Here is a 17,185-nt window from a genome sequence, read left to right as displayed (position 1 = left end):
ACTCTCCGACGATCAGCTTCTGGCGCGGTTGCTTGATCTGCAGCAGCGCACGCGCATGATGCTCATGAAGTATCAGATCCGACCCGGATCGTTCAGTGTGATGGCGCGCGCCGCCAGAAAGGCGATTTCCAACACCGAAGAACTCTCCGAACTTTTCGAGTTGTTCATCAACCTCCAGGAATTCGCGAGTATTGCGAAGCAGCGCAAAGTCCTGGATGAAGCGGCGATGACCCAGTCCGGCGAGCAGTCGACCAGTGGCGCGGCCGCGACGACGCGCCGGCGGAGCGGCGATAAGAGCACGGTCGAGGAAAAGAAGCCTCCGCAGGTTCAACCGAAGGCTCCACCTACAAAGGCCGAGAAGAAAACGGAAGATCGCGGGGCGGTCGAAATCGACGAAAAGACCTCGGCCGATTTCTTCAACAATCTCGATAGGTGAGTAGAAAACGCGGGGCCGAACGGATCGGCCCCGCGCAATAACCTGTCTCGTCGGACCTATTTCAGCTCGAGGCTGAGCCCCTTGTAGAGACCGGCACCGTAGATGCCGTGGGCCTCGACCGGCTTCAGGCGCGGGCCGGCCGCGACGAACATCGGCTCGTGGACGATCGGGATCCAGACCACGGCGTCATGCACCTGCTTCTGCACCTTGGCATAGGCCGCGGCCCGGTCGGCGTCGGTGAGAGCACCTCGGCCTTCTTTCAGCCAGGCGTCGGTCTGCGCGTTGTCCCAATTCATCCGGTTCGGCGTCGGCATGTTGGCCGACGGGAAGTAGAGGTTGAGCGCGTCGCCCGCGGACACGTACGGATAGCTCATGGTGTAGAGGTCGAAGTCCTGGGTCTTGAGCTTGCCCCAGATCACCGTGGCGTCGAACACCTCGACCTTTAGATCGATACCGACCTTGCGAAGGTCGCCCTGCAGCGCTTCCATCACCTGTCGCCAGATGTTCGAGAAACTGTAGGCCACCAGTTCAAGCTTCTTGCCGTCCTTGTGGCGGAAACCGTCATCGCCCATTTTCCAGCCGTCGGCGTCGAGGATCGCGGCGGCCTTCTCCGGGTCATAGCCGAACAGGCTCTCGTCGATCGCGTCGGAGGCATAGTCGAGCGTGCCGGAATGGGTATAGGCATAGGCCGGAGCCGCCTTGCCGAAGAACGGGCCTTCGGCCATCGCCTTCTGGTCGACCGCAAGATTGATCGCCTTGCGCACTTCGAGATCATCGACGATGTCGCGGGTGATCTTGAAGCCGACATAGTAGGTCCAGAAATAGAATGGCGGCGACGTCACGGAGATCTGCGGGTTGGCCTCCAGCTGGTCGACCGCCCAGTAAGGCAGATACTGGGTCGCGTCGCCCTGGGCCGTCTGGATGCCGGCAACCCGGTTATTGTCTTCCGGGACGATCTTCCAGATTACCTTATCGACCTTGGCCGGACCCATATTGGCATAGAAATCCGGGCCCCAGCTGTAAGCCTCGTGCTTTTTCAGGACGAGCTGGTTGCGCGGCTCCCAGCTTTCAAAGCAATACGGACCCGATCCGTCAAAGCCCTTCACGCCGAAATCATCACCCAGTTTCTCGACCTCCTCGACATTGAGGATGGTGTGGAAATGCTGGGTCATTTGGTAGAGCAGCTCGGAATAGGGCTGGGTCAGTTCGTATTCGACGGTGTAGTCGTCAACAGCCCGAACTTCCTTCACGTCGCCCATGCGGTTCTTCACCACGCCTTTCGGGTGGGCGATCCAGCGATCGATGGTGGCCTTGACGTCGCTCGCAGTGAGCTTCTTGCCGCTGCAGAAGGTGACGTCGTCGCGCAGTTTGAACGTGTAGACCAGGCCGTCGGGAGACACGCGCCAGGATTTCGCCAGTAGTGGCCGGATCGTCTTCATGTCCGGGGCCAGCGAAACCAGCGTATCGCCCATCATGAACATGATCTCGGCGGTCGAGCGCGCGGTCGAGGTATGCGGATCGTAGCGGTCGGTATCGATTGTGCGGAGCACGCTGACGGATGTTTCCGCGACCGCGGGTGCCGTCAGCGGCAGGGCCGCGGTGAGGGCGATTGCTCCCGCCCGCAGCAACAACTTGCTGAGTTCCATGTGTAAGCCTCCTGTTTTATTCCGGAGTACCGGGCGGTACTCCTTTCCGGCCCGGGACGGACCCGGACGGTTCCTACTGGCGCAGCCGCGGGTCCAAGACGTCCCGCAGCGCGTCCCCCAAGACGTTGAAACACAGCACGATCAGGAAGATGACCAGGCTCGGGATCGTCGAGACGTGCGGCGCGAAGAAGAGAAAGTTCCGGCCCTCGGAGGCCATGGTGCCGAGTTCGGCGGTCGGTGGCTGCGCGCCGAGGCCGATGAAGCTGAGTGCGGCGCCGAGAAGGATGGTCTGGCCGAGTTGCAGGGTCAGATAGACGAAGATCGTCGAGGCGCTGTTCGGCAGCAGGTGCAGCCAGATGATGCGTGCATCGCTCATGCCGACCGCGCGGCTCGCGGTGATGTACTCCATCTGCATCTGCACCATGGCGGCGCCGCGTGTGATCCGGGCGATCGTCGGAATGGCCGAGACCGTAAGCGCGATCGTAATGGAAAAGATTCCGGCCCCGAGTACGGCGGCGATGGCGAGACCGAAGAGGATCGAGGGGAAGGAGAGCAGGATGTCGACGATGCGCATCACCGGCCCTTCCAGCCATCTGTAGTAAGCCGCCATCAGCCCCATGAAGGACCCGATGATCCCGCCGGCAAGGACCGCCATCACGCCCATCATCAGCGTCGTGCGGGTGCCGTAGAGCAAGCGGCTGACAATATCCCGCCCGAGACCGTCCGTGCCGAGCAGATGTTCCGGCACGGCGGAATCGGCCCAGACGGGAGGCTTCAGCATGTTGCGCAGATTATTGTCGTAGGGATCGTGCGGCGCGATCACCGGTGCGAGAAGCGCGGCGGCGACGATAATGGCGAGTATGGCGAAGGAGAGGACCGCACCCTTGTCCCGCATCAATTTCTGCAGAGCGGTGCGGCGCGCCGCAACATCGGCCGCCGGTACCTCGTCAACCGGGTTCATCGAGACGTGTATTTCGGTCATGACACCCTCAGGCGCGGGTCGAGCAGGGCATAGAGCAGGTCGACGATGATATTGACGACGATGAAGGAGAGCGCGAGCACCAGGATGGCGCCCTGGCTGAGCGCGTAGTCGGCAGAGACAATGGCCCCGACCGCCAGTCGCCCGACCCCGGGCCAGGCGAACATGGTTTCGGTCACCACGGCGCCGCCCAGCAGGAAACCGATCTGCAGGCCGATCAGCGTGACGACCGGGATCAGCGAGTTGCGCAGCGCGTGCTTGAGCACGATGACACGTTCCGATACGCCTTTGGCGCGGGCGGTGCGGACGAAGTCGCTGCTCAGCACCTCAAGCAGGGAGGTTCGGGTCATACGGGCGACCGGGCCGACGAAAACGCCGCCGAGGGTGAGCGCCGGCAGGATGATGTGCCTGATTCCCTCGATCGTCCAGAGTGGTCCCGCACGGCCCTGGAAAGGCAGGATCTGCCATTTGAAACCGACATACTGGATCAGCATCAGGCCGAACCAGAAAATCGGCATGGAAACGCCGGCGACCGAGACCGCCATGATGATCCGGTCCGAGGCCTTGCCGCGGCGGACCGCTGCCAGCGTTCCAAAAAGGATACCGAGCGGTATCGCCCAGATCAGGCTCGCTGCCATGAGTTCGATCGTCGGGCCGATCGTGTTCGCCAGTTCGTCGACCACCGAGCTGTTGGAGATGAGTGAGCGGCCGAGATCGCCCTGCAGGACGCGGCCGAGATAGATCCCGAACTGGACGATGACGGGCTCGTTGAGCCCCATCGATTCCCGGATCGCCTCGATATCCGCGGCACTCGCCGTTGGACCCGCGAGCACGGTCGCGGGATCCGTTGGCACCACCTGCATCAGCATGAAGCCGATGAATAGCACCCCGAGCAATACGGGGATCGAAACAAGAAGTCGTTTGATAGCGTGTCTGAGCATGGCATCGCGATCTGAAGTCGCAGGAAGGGATCTGGTGCAACGCAACACATGTGCCACCCGACGCGTCGGGGAACGGGATCCGCAGGAGTGCGCGGATTGTCGGGACAGGCGCGCGTGCAGCGCTATGGAGTCGTGTCAGTCAGGTTTTCGGGAATGCCGAAAAATTAGGCGGGCGTTTTTTTGCGGCGCACAAAAAAGCGTCAGGAGATCTTCTGTGCACCGACGTTCTGTGTGGTCAGACACCTTCGACCAATATGGCATTGCCACTCGAGGCAGCTTGCCGCATGGCTTTGGGCTTTTCGTAATCTGCTGAATAGTACCATTCTCGTGCTTTGTCGAAACTCTCGAAATGCAGAACGACGGTGCGCGGATTGTTGCTGCCTTCCAGCTGTTCCTGTTTGCCGCCGCGGACCAGATACTCTCCACCGAACTTGGCGATCGTCGCTGGGACCAGCTTGCGGTATTCCTCGAATGCCTCGCGATCGGATACGTCGATCTGCGCTATGATGTAGCCGGCCGGCATGGTTTCCTCCCAACCCGGATGTTTTCTCGACAGCACTCTAACGGCATCTGTCCCTCTGTTGCCAATCGAGGAGGCGAATGCTTCAGTTCCGCATCCGCATCAGTTGTTGGGCAAGGGAGGCCAATATGAGTGCTGGCGAAGGCGAGATCCTGCTGACGGTGTTTCTGAAACACCAGAAGGACAAGAATCTCCAGGAGATCAACGCGAAGCTCGAGAAGGCAGAGTTCTGGAAGATGTTCCCGCCCGAGGGAATCGAGGTGGTGAACTGGTTCGTCATGATGGGTATAGGACAGGTCGCGATCCTGAAGGTCCCGGGGCACCGGCTGCGTGAGGTCAATCTGGCGATCGAAAAGAGCGCCTGGGGCGCTTTCGATACCGAGTTCTACCCGACCTACGATTTCATGCCGGTGTTGAAATCGATCAAAGCACAGCACGGCATCGAAATGTGAATTGACGGGGGCTGTCCGCTTGTGGATTGGGCAATCCTGAGCATTTTCGCGAAATCAGGGTTTCCTGGCCCTGAGCGTGAAACCCACTTCGGTGACAACGTTCCACTGGTTCCCGGCGATTTCGCGGAGTTGCGCGCGCGTCAGTTCGCCGTCCATCAGCTTCTTCGTCCAGGGATCGTCGTAGGTTTGGGTGGCGGAAACGAGTTCGAAATCGACCTTCAGCATGGCGGCCAGCATGGTGACGTTCGAGCCTTTCGCCATCCAATGCCGATTTTTCTCCATATCCAGCATTTCGAATGTCCGCTTTGTGAACGTTCGGACATGGGTCGGGTCGGCATAATAATTCTGGTGCATGTAGTGTGGAACGGCGACCTGGAGGAGGCCACCATTCGTAAGAATGCGGTAAATCTCCTTGATCACGTTGAAGAATACATTCTTGTCTGCGCCAAGATGTTCCAGAACGTGACTGGCTACGATTTCGCTGACTGAATCCGACTCGAACGGCCAGGGCGTCTGTTCGAGATCGTGCAGAACGTCTGGATGGCAATCCGGGAAGGCATCCACATTGATGTACCCGTCCATTTTTCTGAAACCGCAGCCGATATTGAGCTTCATTGAATAGATAACCTGAGGGTAGCATGGGGAGGTTCCGGCATTCGGCCGGCAGATATCGCGTTCCTCGAACGTTCGGCATCCCTATCATATTCGCGACGGCGAAGCATCCGCCTCGGCGTCGGGAAATCTGCGTTCCCTGGGTGCGTTGGCGTGCTTGAATGGCGCATATTTCCCTTTGTGAGCCTGTCCGCACCGCGCTAAGAGAGGCGTCATGACCGACACTCTTAAGATAGCGCTGGCCCAGTTGAACCCGACCGTCGGGGACTTTCAGGGCAATCTTGACCGTCTTCGCGAAGCGCGGGCTTTCGCGGCAGGCGAAGGCGCCGACCTGTTGCTCACCAGCGAGCTCTATGTCTGCGGCTATCCGCCGGAAGACCTGGTGCTGAAACCGATGTTCATCGACAGCGTCCGGACCTCCGTGCAGGCCTTTGCGAAAGAGACGGCGGATGGAGGCCCTGCAGTGTTGCTCGGCGCTCCCTGGCGCGGCGAGGACGGCCTCGTTTATAACGCGATCCTGCTGATAGAGGATGGCGCGGTAACGGCCGAGCGTTACAAGGTGGATCTGCCGAATTACGGGGTGTTCGACGAGAAGCGCGTATTCGCGGCCGGCGAAATGCCGGGGCCGATCGCCTTCAAGGGCGTGCGGATAGGCATTCCGATCTGCGAGGACATCTGGACTCCGGACGTGGTCGAGTGCGTGGCCGAAACCGGCGGTGAGATCCTGCTGGTGCCGAACGGCTCGCCGTTCGAGCTGGGCAAGACGGATCAGCGCCAGCAACTCGGCGTCGCGCGCGTGGTCGAGAGCGGTCTTCCGCTGGTTTATCTGAACCAGCTCGGCGGCCAGGACGAACTGGTGTTCGACGGTGCCTCCTTCGTGCTGAACGCGGATCGCACGCTCGCCTGGCAGTTCCCGGCCTGGCAGGAAAAGGTCGCGATCACGCATTGGACAAAGGAGGCCGGCGGCTGGGTCTGCGCGCCGGGCGAGACGGTGGCGGTCGAGACCGGCGAAGCCGCGCTCTATCAGGCGCTGACCTGCGGCGTTCGGGATTATGTGAACAAGAACGGTTTCAAGGGCGTGCTCATCGGCATGTCCGGCGGCATCGACTCCGCCCTGAGTGCCGCCGTCGCGGTCGACGCGCTCGGGTCTGACCGTGTGCATTGCGTGATGATGCCCTCACCCTATACCAGCCGGGAGAGCCTTGAGGACGCGTCGGAGGCCTCGCGGCTGCTCGGCGTCAAGCTGGACGAGATCAATATCGGTCCGGCGATGGGTGCCTTCTCGGACATGCTCGCGCCGTATTTCGAAGGCACCAACAGCGACATCACCGAGGAAAACATCCAGTCGCGCTCGCGCGGGATGACCCTGATGGCGCTCTCCAACAAGTTCGGCTACATGGTGCTCTCGACCGGCAACAAGTCGGAAATGTCGGTTGGCTATGCCACGCTCTATGGCGACATGTGCGGCGGCTACAATGTGCTGAAGGACGTGTACAAGATGTCTGTCTTCGCGCTCTGCCGCTGGCGCAACGGGCACAAGCCGGAGGGAGCGCTCGGGCCGGACGGGGCTGTGATGCCGGAGCGGATCATCACCAAACCGCCGTCGGCGGAGCTCCGGCCCGACCAGAAGGACGAGGACTCCCTGCCACCCTACCCGGTGCTGGACGCGATTCTGGAAGAGCTGATCGAGAACGAGGCTCCGATTGCCGATATCGTGGCCAAAGGACATGAACCGGAGACGGTGCTGAAGGTCTGGCGCCTGCTCGACCGGGCGGAGTACAAGCGCCGCCAGGCCCCGCCGGGCGTGAAGGTCACACTGAAGGCCTTCGGCCGCGACCGCCGCTATCCGCTCACCAACGCTTTTCTCGGCGCCTACGCGGCGTCGCCGTCCGCCAAGGCAGCAGAATGACCGTTTCAAGAGAAGTCGTCGTCCGGTTCGCACCGAGCCCGACGGGCCGCTTGCATGTCGGCAATACGCGGACCGCGCTGGTCAACTGGCTCTATGCCCGGAAGCTCAAGGGAGCGTTTCTGCTCCGCATGGATGACACGGACGACGAGCGGTCGACGGAGGCGTTTGCCGAAGGAATAAAGCGGGATCTCACCTGGCTCGGCTTGACCTGGGACGATTTCGCGCGCCAGTCGGACCGCCTCGCGCGTTATGACGCTGCCGTCGAAAAGCTCAAGGCGGCGGGACGGCTTTATCCCTGCTACGAGACCCAGGACGAACTTGGCCTGAAGCGCAAGGCGCAGCTCTCCGCCGGCCGCCCGCCGGTCTATGATCGCGCGGCGCTGAAGCTGACGGATGCGGAGAAGGCCGATAAGGAAGCCGCCGGGATCCAGCCGCACTGGCGTTTCCTGCTTCTGCACGAGGAGGAGCGCTGGACAGATCTGGTGCGCGGCGAGTCCCACTATCACATGGCAAGCCTCAGCGACCCGGTCCTGCTGCGCGCCGACGGGCGGCCAATCTATACCCTGGCATCCGTGGTGGACGATATCGAGTTCGGCATCAGCCACATCCTGCGCGGCGAGGATCATCTCACCAACTCGGCGGCGCAGATCCAGCTTTTCAAGGCGCTCGGCGCGGAACCGCCCAAGATGGGGCATCTGTCGCTACTGACAGACGCGGACGGGCAGGGTCTCTCCAAGCGCCTCGGATCACTCAGCCTGGAGCAGCTCCGCGAGGACGGGCTCGAGGCGATGGCGATCAACACTCTGCTTGCCAAGCTCGGAACCTCGGACCCGGTCGAGCCGTGTCAGCGGATCGGTCAGCTTATCGAGACGTTCGACATCTCCAAGTTCTCGCGCGCGACGCCGCGTTTCGATCCGGCGGAACTGGAAGCGCTGAACGCGAAGATCCTGCATGAGACCGACTACACCGTTGTGGCCGAACGGCTTCTGGGCCTGGGTATCGGCGGTGGAGCGCCGTTCTGGATGGCGGTGCGGGGCAATCTGGAAAAGCTCGCCGACGCGAAACTCTGGTGGCAGGTCTGCAGCGGAGAGGTCGACCCGCTGGTCGAGGATCCGGGTTATGCCGCGACCGCCGCGAAGCATCTCCCGGAAACTCCCTGGAGCAAGGATACGTGGAGCGCCTGGGCCGAGGCGGTAAAGGCGGAGACCGGGCGCAAGGGCAAGCAGCTCTTCATGCCGCTGCGCGAGGCCGTGACAGGGCAAAGCCGTGGACCGGACATGGCCGACCTGCTACCTTTGATCCCGCGCGAAAAAGTCCTCGCGCGGCTTCAGGGCCATCGCGCCTAAGGAAAAAGAGACAAGATGTTTTCGCGCAAGCTGCAGGACGTGATCTCTGTTCCGGCCTTCCTCGCCGGCGATCTCTGTCGCGCCTAGGCGATCCGGGCCGCGCGGGCGGCTCTCTTCGAACATTTCTCTATTCCACGCGAACCGAAAGTCTGCGCGATGTCCGCCACGACCCTGAGATTTCACAATACCCTGACGCGCGAGAAGGAGGTTTTCTCGCCGATCGATCCCTCGAATGTCCGCATGTATGCGTGCGGTCCGACCGTCTATGACTATGCCCATATCGGCAATGCCCGACCCGTGGTCGCCTTCGACGTGCTGTTCCGCCTGCTGCGCCTGGCTTACGGCGCGGAGCACGTGACCTATGTCCGAAACATCACGGACATTGACGACAAGATAAACGCGCGGGCAAAGGAAAGCGGGATCACCATCCGCGAGTTGACCGACGGCACGGCGGAGATCTACCGCGCCGATATGGCGGCGCTGGGGGCGCTTGCCCCGACAGAAGAGCCACGGGCGACCGAGCATGTCGCGGGCATGATCGCCATGATCGAGGGCCTGATCGAGAAGGGCCATGCCTACGAGGCCGAAGGCCACGTGCTTTTCAGCGTACCCTCCATGCCGAATTACGGGACGCTTTCGCGCCGGAACCGGGACGAGCTTGTCGCCGGCGCCCGCGTCGAGGTTGCGCCCTACAAACGCGACCCGGCCGATTTCGTGCTCTGGAAACCGTCCGACGCAGAGACGCCGGGGTGGGAGAGTCCCTGGGGCTTCGGCCGCCCGGGCTGGCATATCGAATGCTCGGCGATGAGCGCACGATATCTCGGCGCGGAATTCGACATCCATGCCGGCGGGCTCGATCTGATCTTCCCGCACCACGAGAACGAGATTGCCCAGAGCTGCTGCGCGCACGGCACTGAGCGCATGGCGCGGACCTGGCTGCATAACGGTTTCGTCACCGTCGAGGGCGAGAAGATGTCGAAGTCCCTCGGCAACTTCTACACCGTCCACGACCTGCTCGAGGAATGGCAGGGCGAGACCATCCGCTTCCACCTGCTCTCGACCCACTACCGGGCGCCGCTCGATTTCTCCAAGGACGGTCTGAAAGAAGCCAAAGCCGCGCTCGACCGGTTCTATCTGGTGCTGCGCGACGCCGGCGGCGATCTGCCGGACGCGAGCCCGGACAAGGAACTGGTCGCGGCGCTGGCTGACGATCTCAACACCCCGCTCGCCATTGCCCGGCTTCACGCGCTCGCGACCGAAGCGAACAAGGTCACGGATCCGAAGGAAAAGGCCGTTCTGCAGGCAAAACTGAAAGCCTCGGGAGAGCTGCTCGGACTCTTCTGGAGTGACCCGGAGGCCTGGTTCAAGTGGACTCCCGCCGCCGGAGGCGGATTCGCGGACGCAGAGATCGATGACCTCGTCGAGCGCCGCCTCGCAGCGCGCAAGGCGAAGGACTTCGCCGAGGCCGACCGCATTCGCGACGAACTCTCGGCTGCCGGAATCGTGCTCGAGGACGGGGCCGGGGGGACGGCCTGGCGTCGGTCCTAACGCGCCGGAGCGTCGCTCTCGTAGGCGCTGTTGAACGGAATTTCCGTTGGCACCATGCTGACCAAGAGCCGCCTCACGACGGATTCCTCGTCGACCAACGGAAGGATCAGGCGGGACCAGCGGTCCCAACGCTCGATAATGTCCGGCTCTTTCCGGCGGCGAAGATCGTGCTCCGTATAGACCGTGATGTTGTTGCGCGCCGCTGCCTGATATTGCGGGCGAACGTTCCGGGTTGATTGCGTATTGAGCTGGGCGCTTGTCCGCCCGGTAAGGTCGAAACCATAGGTGTCGACAACCTGGGATCCGTAGAGCCGGTAGCGATATCCCTCATAATCGTCCGTCGGTTCGAGAACGACGATGGAGCCGAGGGCGGGTTTCACGTCGATCGGATCGAAGTCCTCGAACAGCACACCATCGAGATCGCTCCTGAACCTTCCTTTGAACCAGTCGATCAGGCAGCGGTGCTGCGTGTGGATGAAGCGGGCGCTGTCGAGACCTGCATTTCGAAAGCCGCATATCGCGTAATTGCGCAGACTGTACTGCCGTGGGTCTGGAAGCAGTTTCTGTATTGCCGGATCGTGTTCCGGCACGGATGCGTAAATGAATGGGCTTTGGTCCGGCGTGAAGCTCATGGGGGCCTTTTGGCGGGCGCGCGTCGATCCGCAGGATTGGGGTGGATCACTTATATCAAAACAAACCTAGGGTGGATGCATCGATTTGCAACGCCGATGCCCGTTTTCCGCCGTTCGCCACTTGGCGCATTCGATATGGCGAGAGGCAGGCCGGGCGCTGTGTCCTATAGGCTTTGTCTCCGGCGCCGGGGCGGTGCTAAAACACCGCCTCGCAATGAAGGAACGGGCCATGACGGACAATCGCGTCTATCTCTTCGATACCACTCTCCGGGACGGTCAGCAGACCCGCGGCGTCGATTTCACGCCGGCGGACAAGATCGCCATCGCGCGCGCGCTCGACGAGATCGGTATCGATTACATTGAAGGCGGCTGGCCCGGCGCCAACCCGACGGACGACCGGTTCTTCTCCGAGCCCCCGAAACTCAAGCGGGCCAAGCTGGTCGCCTTCGGCATGACCCGGCGCGCCGGCCGCAGCGCCGAGAACGACCCGGGTCTTGCGGGCGTGCTGGACTCGAGGGCGGCGGCAACCTGTCTCGTCGGCAAGACCTGGGATTTCCATGTCGACGTCGCCCTGGAGATCGACCGTGACGAGAACGTGCAGATGATCCGCGACAGCATGAAGCTCTCGGCCAAGCGCGGGTTCGAGCCTATGTTCGATTGCGAGCATTTCTTCGACGGCTACAAGGCGAACCCGGACTACGCGCTGTCCTGCGTGAAAGCGGCATACGAGTCCGGTGCGCGCTGGATCGTGCTTTGCGACACCAATGGCGGCGCGCTGCCGCATGAAGTGGAAGAAATTGTCTCAGACGTGGTCAAGGTGGTGCCGGGCGATCATGTCGGCATCCACACTCACAATGACACCGAGAACGCGGTGGCAAACACCCTGGCCGCTGTGCGCGCCGGCGCGCGGCAGGTGCAGGGCACGATCAACGGGCTCGGGGAGCGATGCGGCAACGCGAACATCGTCACCCTGACCGCCATTCTCGGCCTCAAGATGGGCTATGAGACGGGGGTCGACGAGAAAGGCATGACCCAGCTGAAGAAGCTCTCGCGCATGCTGGACGACCGTCTTAACCGGGCGCCGAACCCGCATGCCGCCTTTGTCGGCGAGGCGGCCTTCGCGCACAAGGGCGGCCTGCATGTCTCGGCGGTGCAGAAGGACCCGAGGACCTACGAGCATATCGACCCGCAGTCGGTCGGCAATCAGCGCCATATCCTGGTTTCCGACCAGGCCGGCCGCTCAAACATCCTCGCCCGTTTCGCCGAGATCGGGGTCGAAATCGATCCGAAGCATCCGAAGATCCAGCGCCTGGTCGAGGATGTTAAGGAAAAGGAATTTCTCGGCTATTCCTACGATACGGCCGAGGCCAGCTTCGAACTGCTCGCCCGCCGGACCATCGAATCCGTGCCCGACTATTTCAACATCGAGCGTTTCCGGGTGATGGACGAGCGCCGATTCAACGCCAAGGGACAACTCGTCATCGAGTCCGAAGCGACGGCGACGGTCGAGGTCGCTGGACAGCGCCTGCATGAGGTCGCGGTCGGTAACGGCCCGGTCAACGCTCTCGACCTCGCGATCCGCAAGGCGCTCAGCACGGCCTATCCGAATATCGATGGCGTCAGACTGATGGACTACAAGGTTCGCATCCTGCCGCCGCCGCCGAGCAGTGACGGCACCGACGCCGTGACCCGCGTGATGATCGAGAGCGCGGGGCCGGACGACAGCGTGTGGCGCACGGTCGGCGTCTCGGCCAATATCATCGACGCCTCGATCATGGCGCTTTCGGACAGCCTGACCTACTGCCTGCTGAAGGCTGGAACCAAAGCGAAAGTCGACGCCTGAGCCATGGCCGGTACGGATAAGAGCAAGGCCGCGGCGCAGCCAGACGCGGTGGCACCCGTCATCATTCTCGTACGCCCTCAGCTGGGCGAGAATATCGGCGCCTGCGCGCGGGCCATGCTGAATTGCGCGCTCGGTGAGATGCGCCTCGTAGCGCCGCGCGACGGCTGGCCCAACCCGGCGGCAGAGGCGATGGCCTCCGGAGCCGTCTCGGTGCTGGAGAACGCGAAGCTCTACGAGACGACTCAGGATGCCGTCGCCGACCTCAATCTTGTGCTGGCGACGACGGCGCGCAGCCGGGACCAGGTTAAGGATGCCTACGTCCCGCGCGAAGCGGCGTCGGTCATGAAGAGGCATCTCGCCGAGGGACATCGCGGTGGGATTCTCTTCGGCCCGGAGCGGGCGGGGCTGGAGAACGACGAGGTGGCGCTCGCCGACGCCATCGTCCATGTCCCGCTCAATCCCGCGTTCGCCTCCCTCAATCTCGCGCAGGCGGTGCTGCTGCTTGGCTACGAATGGTACCAGGCGGGCGACGCAACGCCGGAACGGACCATGAGCGGAAGCGGCGAACCCGCCAGCGTGGAGGACCGGGAATATTTCCTTACCCGACTGGAACGCGAACTTCAGGACGGCGGCTTCCTTTACCCGGACCATCTCGCGCCGACGATCAAGCGCAACCTGCGCAACTTCTTCAACCGTGCCCGGATGACCGATCAGGACGTGCGCACGCTCCACGGCGTGGTGAGTGCCCTGTTGCAGAAGGACGGCCGCAGCGACGGTTAGCGACGCAGGCGGCCTTCCGGGACATTCTCCTGCGCTCGTCGGCAACCAGGTTCAGTTTTTTTGAGGGCGGCGGAAAAGAACATGGCGAAAGGGACGTCGCCGCGCGGGATGTGGCGGTCCGGTCCATCGCGCCATGCTTCTCGCTCGGCGTTGTGGGATGATCCGGTCTGCAACGGTCCGGGTCTTGTCCGCTTTCTCGACGATCTTCATTGCCTTGCCGAAAGCGCGCCGCACGGCTTGACTTCAGGTCTTTGATCCGTATAGTGCGCGCCTCAATTCCCGAGAACGCGGGGCGGGCGGATCAGCTTCCTGTCCCCGGCCAGGGCCGCAAGGCCGGACGTCCTATCGGGACAATGTAAAGAAGCTCAAGGAGATGAGTTATGGGCAAGCGCCTTAGCTCCAAGCACAAGATTGACCGGCGCCTCGGCGTCAACCTCTGGGGCCGTGCGAAGTCCCCGTTCAATGATCGCGAATATGGTCCGGGCCAGCACGGTCAGCGCCGCCGCAAGCCGTCCGACTACGGCATTCAGCTCATGGCGAAGCAGAAGCTGAAGGGCTATTACGGCAATATCGGCGAAAAGCAGTTCCGCAAGTATTACGAAGAAGCGGTCCGTCGCCGCGGCGATACCGGCGAGAACCTCGTCGGCATTCTCGAGTGCCGCCTGGACGCCGTCGTCTATCGCATGAAATTCGTCCCGACCGTCTTCGCCGCGCGCCAGGCCGTCAGCCACAACCACGTGCTGGTGAACGGCAAGCGCGTCAACATCCCGTCCTACATGGTCAAGGAAGGCGATGTGGTCGAGCTGAAGGAAAAGTCCCGCGCGCTGCCGATGGTTCTGGAAGCCGCCGCCTCCAACGAGCGCGACATTCCGGACTACATGGATGTCGATCTCGACAAGAAGCGCGGCACCTTCACCCGTACGCCGAAGCTGGAAGACGTCCCGTACCCGGTCCACATGGAACCGAACCTCGTGGTCGAATTCTACTCCCGCTAATTCGGGTTCAAAGAGTTACGGAAAAGGCCGCTCTCCGGAGCGGCCTTTTTTGTTTTCGCCTGGCGTGCCGCAATGGCGGCGCTCAGTACAGACCCCAGACAGCGTCGGAGATGGAGCGTGTGCAGGCGACCAGGGGCACGCTGTAGTGGTTCGGGTCGTCCTTGAGGCGAAACAGCGGTACCGAAACGCTGACACTCGCCACCGGGCGGTCTTCCGCGGCGCAGATTGGTGCTCCGAAACAGACGATGCCCTCCTCGTTTTCCTGAGCGTCGACGACATAACCTTTGCGGCGTGCCGCGGAAACGACCTCGCGCAGCACGTCCTTGTCCGTATTCGTGAAGCGGGTCATCGGGCGCGGCTCCAGTGCGCCGATGATTCTTTCCGACGCGGGCGGGGCGAGGGCGCTGAGAAAGGCCTTGCCGACCCCGGAGCTGTAGAAGGTCACCCGTGTGCCGATCTCCGAGGACATCCGGACCAGCTGCCGGCTCTCGATCTTGTCGACATAGACCAGTTCGTCGCCGCTTCTGAGCGCCAGATGGACCGTCTCGCCGGTTCTGTCGCGGAGGGCTTCCAGATGGGCGCGGGCGAGGGTGCGTATGTCGCTTTCCGCCAATGCCTTGCGAGCCAAGGCCACCAGCCGCGCGCCGAGTTCCCATTGCTTGCCGGGTCGTCTGACCAGCAGGCCTTCGGCCTCGAGAGATGCCAGGATCCTGTACAGCGTCGGCCGGGTGAGGCCGGTGGCCTCCTGCAGCCGGCCGATATCCGCCTCGCCATCGCTGTCGGCAACAATCTGCAACACGCCGAGGCTACGGCTGAAGCTCTGCGCACCTTTCACGCCTGATGTCATTCGGTCTCCGTCAAGGCGGTGTCGCGGGCGATCCCGATACCGGTCCAGAGAGGTATCTGTCCACTATATGATAGCCAATAGGTCTTGCCAATCCGACGAAAACGGGGATTGACGGCTGCGTTTGATGGCATGTATATCATTATATAAGAATAAAGTCCATATTGTGGACATCGAGATGGAAACAAGGAAAATGATGCAAGCGGCGCGCGTTCTGGTGACCGGCGGTACGAGTGGCATTGGCAAGGCTCTCGCCGAAGGGTTCGCCGATGCCGGATACAGCGTTGTGGCCGCCGGCCTCGGCGAGTTGCCGGAAGACCGGGACGGGATCGCGTTCCGCAGCCTGGACGTGACCGACGACCAGGCGGTCTCGGAGCTTGTTGAAGGCCTGGCGCCGCTTGCGGTCGTGGTCAATGCCGCCGGGGTCATCTTCCGGGGGGCCGAGCTGGAGCCGGAGGTCTTTGCGAAGGTCGTCGACATCAACCTGACCGGCACGATGCGCGTCTGCGCCGCCGCGCGGCGGCCGTTGGCGGAAGCCGGTGGCGTCATCATCAACATCGCGTCGATGCTGAGCTATTTCGGCGGCGGCCTGGTGCCGGGATATGCGGCATCGAAAGGCGGTATCGCGCAGCTGACGAAATCCCTGGCCATCGCCTATGCCGCCGACGGGATCCGCGTGAATGCGCTCGCACCGGGATGGATCGCGACGCCCCTGACCGACGGACTGCGCGAAGACCCGGCGCGAGAAGAGGCGATTCTCTCCCGCACGCCCTTGGGAAGATGGGGCGCACCGGAGGATCTGGTCGGCCCGGCATTGTTCTTGGCAGGCCCGGGCTCGGGTTTTGTCACCGGGTCGATTCTGAATGTCGATGGCGGCTACGCCGTAATGTAAGGAGGAAGAGGAGCCTTCCATGCCACTCGCTAGCACTGACGAGAACCCGCGTGTTCCCTACAAGCATCCGATGCCGCGCAACGCGTTGCCGGAAATCGTTGTCCCGGACGCGCTTGCCGAGGACGATCCAAGGATGTGGGTGCAGCAGGCCGAGAACGTGTTCTTTCGCCCGCTCTGCCTGAATGTCAGCCAGGGCTACTGGATGAACCTGCTGAAGGTCACCAAGTCCGGCGTGCTGTCCCGGCACCGGCATCCGAACGCGGTGCACGGCTTCGTCCTGAAAGGCCGATGGCATTACCTGGAGCATGACTGGGAAGCCCGCGAGGGCGGCTATGTGTTCGAGCCGCCGGGCGAGACCCACACCCTTGTGGTGCCGGACGATGTCGAGGAGATGATCACCTATTTCCAGGTCAACGGCGTCATGTACTACGTCGATCCCGACGGCAACCATCTCGGCTACGAGGATGTCTTCACCAAGATCGACATGTGCCGCGACCATTTCGAGACTGTCGGGCTTGGTGCCGATTACGTGGAAACGTTCATCCGCTGAGGGCCGGCGCTCGCCGGATGATGCCCGTCATGCGGGATGCTGTTGCGGCGGCGGTACGGACGACGTGAAGGGGTGACCTCTACAAGGAGTGTGGCCCCGTTCTCCCGAAGCCCGAGGTTGGAGACCTCTCATACCCGGTGTGGATGGAACCGAACCTCGTGGTCGAATTCCATTACCGTTAAGACGGGATCAAAGAGTTGTGAAAAAGGCCGCTCATCGGAGCGGCCTTTGTCGATTCTCACATTCGCGATCCGTTCGCT

General features: G+C 62.3%; 17 protein-coding genes. 10 read left to right on the top strand and 7 right to left on the bottom strand.

Features of this window, described 5'->3' with window-relative positions:
- The first annotated feature begins 28 nt into the window (after window positions 1–28).
- Window positions 29–436 carry a hypothetical protein gene (locus tag ACOOE1_RS06295; RefSeq protein ID WP_420405484.1) on the top strand — a complete coding sequence of 136 codons (408 nt, stop codon included), beginning with the start codon at window positions 29–31 and terminating at the stop codon, window positions 434–436.
- Between the two features lie 56 nt (window positions 437–492).
- Here ACOOE1_RS06295 and ACOOE1_RS06290 read toward each other — a convergent pair whose 3' ends face one another.
- The 4 genes from ACOOE1_RS06290 to ACOOE1_RS06275 form a co-directional block, all read right to left on the bottom strand.
- Complete coding sequence (locus tag ACOOE1_RS06290; protein ID WP_420405483.1) at window positions 493–2,082, bottom strand: ABC transporter substrate-binding protein; 1,590 nt, start codon at window positions 2,080–2,082, stop codon at window positions 493–495.
- Window positions 2,083–2,155: 73 nt separating this feature from the next.
- Window positions 2,156–3,064 carry an ABC transporter permease gene (locus ACOOE1_RS06285; protein WP_420405482.1) on the bottom strand — a complete coding sequence of 303 codons (909 nt, stop codon included), beginning with the start codon at window positions 3,062–3,064 and terminating at the stop codon, window positions 2,156–2,158.
- Window positions 3,061–4,002, bottom strand: a complete 942-nt coding sequence (locus ACOOE1_RS06280; RefSeq protein ID WP_420405481.1) for an ABC transporter permease — start codon at window positions 4,000–4,002, stop codon at window positions 3,061–3,063. Before ACOOE1_RS06280 ends, ACOOE1_RS06285 begins: the two co-directional genes overlap by 4 nt.
- Window positions 4,003–4,237: 235 nt before the next feature.
- Window positions 4,238–4,525, bottom strand: coding sequence for a DUF1330 domain-containing protein (locus ACOOE1_RS06275; protein ID WP_420405480.1), 288 nt, complete (start codon window positions 4,523–4,525; stop codon window positions 4,238–4,240).
- A 125-nt stretch (window positions 4,526–4,650) separates the two neighbouring features.
- Here ACOOE1_RS06275 and ACOOE1_RS06270 point away from each other — a divergent pair, with 125 nt between their 5' ends.
- Window positions 4,651–4,974 (top strand): hypothetical protein, encoded by a 324-nt coding sequence (locus tag ACOOE1_RS06270; RefSeq protein ID WP_292882217.1) that lies wholly within the window; start codon window positions 4,651–4,653, stop codon window positions 4,972–4,974.
- A gap of 54 nt (window positions 4,975–5,028) precedes the next feature.
- On the opposite strand, the gene ACOOE1_RS06265 is transcribed toward ACOOE1_RS06270, so the two are convergent.
- The gene (locus tag ACOOE1_RS06265; RefSeq protein ID WP_420405479.1) at window positions 5,029–5,589 is read right to left on the bottom strand and encodes a class I SAM-dependent methyltransferase; all 561 of its coding nucleotides are present in this window, start codon (window positions 5,587–5,589) and stop codon (window positions 5,029–5,031) included.
- A gap of 211 nt (window positions 5,590–5,800) precedes the next feature.
- On the opposite strand from ACOOE1_RS06265, the gene ACOOE1_RS06260 reads away from it, so the two are divergent.
- The 3 genes from ACOOE1_RS06260 (at window position 5,801) to cysS (ending at window position 10,389) form a co-directional block, all read left to right on the top strand.
- Entirely contained in the window at window positions 5,801–7,495 is a 1,695-nt protein-coding gene (locus tag ACOOE1_RS06260) for an NAD+ synthase (RefSeq protein WP_420405478.1), read from the top strand.
- Window positions 7,492–8,841: a glutamate--tRNA ligase gene (gene gltX, locus ACOOE1_RS06255; RefSeq protein WP_420405477.1), complete on the top strand. Its 1,350-nt coding sequence runs from the start codon at window positions 7,492–7,494 to the stop codon at window positions 8,839–8,841. Before ACOOE1_RS06260 ends, gltX begins: the two co-directional genes overlap by 4 nt.
- Window positions 8,842–8,997: 156 nt before the next feature.
- Window positions 8,998–10,389, top strand: coding sequence for a cysteine--tRNA ligase (gene cysS / locus ACOOE1_RS06250; RefSeq protein ID WP_420405476.1), 1,392 nt, complete (start codon window positions 8,998–9,000; stop codon window positions 10,387–10,389).
- Here cysS and ACOOE1_RS06245 read toward each other — a convergent pair.
- Entirely contained in the window at window positions 10,386–11,021 is a 636-nt protein-coding gene (locus ACOOE1_RS06245) for a PAS domain-containing protein (RefSeq protein ID WP_420405475.1), read from the bottom strand. The two genes, cysS and ACOOE1_RS06245, sit on opposite strands and share 4 nt — an antisense overlap.
- A 229-nt stretch (window positions 11,022–11,250) precedes the next feature.
- Here ACOOE1_RS06245 and cimA point away from each other — a divergent pair, with 229 nt between their 5' ends.
- From cimA to rpsD, 3 genes are all read left to right on the top strand, one after another.
- Window positions 11,251–12,864, top strand: a complete 1,614-nt coding sequence (gene cimA, locus ACOOE1_RS06240) for a citramalate synthase (protein ID WP_420405474.1) — start codon at window positions 11,251–11,253, stop codon at window positions 12,862–12,864.
- Window positions 12,865–12,867: 3 nt separating this feature from the next.
- The gene (locus ACOOE1_RS06235) at window positions 12,868–13,644 is read left to right on the top strand and encodes an RNA methyltransferase (RefSeq protein ID WP_420405473.1); all 777 of its coding nucleotides are present in this window, start codon (window positions 12,868–12,870) and stop codon (window positions 13,642–13,644) included.
- A gap of 380 nt (window positions 13,645–14,024) precedes the next feature.
- Window positions 14,025–14,639, top strand: a complete 615-nt coding sequence (rpsD, locus tag ACOOE1_RS06230; protein ID WP_420405472.1) for a 30S ribosomal protein S4 — start codon at window positions 14,025–14,027, stop codon at window positions 14,637–14,639.
- Between the two features lie 82 nt (window positions 14,640–14,721).
- Here the strand turns inward: rpsD and ACOOE1_RS06225 are convergent, their stop codons facing one another.
- The gene (locus ACOOE1_RS06225; RefSeq protein WP_420405471.1) at window positions 14,722–15,486 is read right to left on the bottom strand and encodes an IclR family transcriptional regulator; all 765 of its coding nucleotides are present in this window, start codon (window positions 15,484–15,486) and stop codon (window positions 14,722–14,724) included.
- Between the two features lie 175 nt (window positions 15,487–15,661).
- Here ACOOE1_RS06225 and ACOOE1_RS06220 point away from each other — a divergent pair, with 175 nt between their 5' ends.
- Together ACOOE1_RS06220 and ACOOE1_RS06215 are read left to right on the top strand one after the other, a co-directional pair.
- Window positions 15,662–16,375, top strand: a complete 714-nt coding sequence (locus ACOOE1_RS06220; protein ID WP_420405470.1) for an SDR family NAD(P)-dependent oxidoreductase — start codon at window positions 15,662–15,664, stop codon at window positions 16,373–16,375.
- 19 nt (window positions 16,376–16,394) lie between these two features.
- Window positions 16,395–16,925 carry a 2,4'-dihydroxyacetophenone dioxygenase family protein gene (locus tag ACOOE1_RS06215; RefSeq protein ID WP_420405469.1) on the top strand — a complete coding sequence of 177 codons (531 nt, stop codon included), beginning with the start codon at window positions 16,395–16,397 and terminating at the stop codon, window positions 16,923–16,925.
- Window positions 16,926–17,185: the final 260 nt, after the last annotated feature.

It is taken from the genome of Nisaea sp. (assembly GCF_965216895.1).
Lineage (GTDB): Bacteria > Pseudomonadota > Alphaproteobacteria > Thalassobaculales > Thalassobaculaceae > Nisaea.
This window is presented reverse-complemented; position numbering and strand designations above follow the sequence as displayed.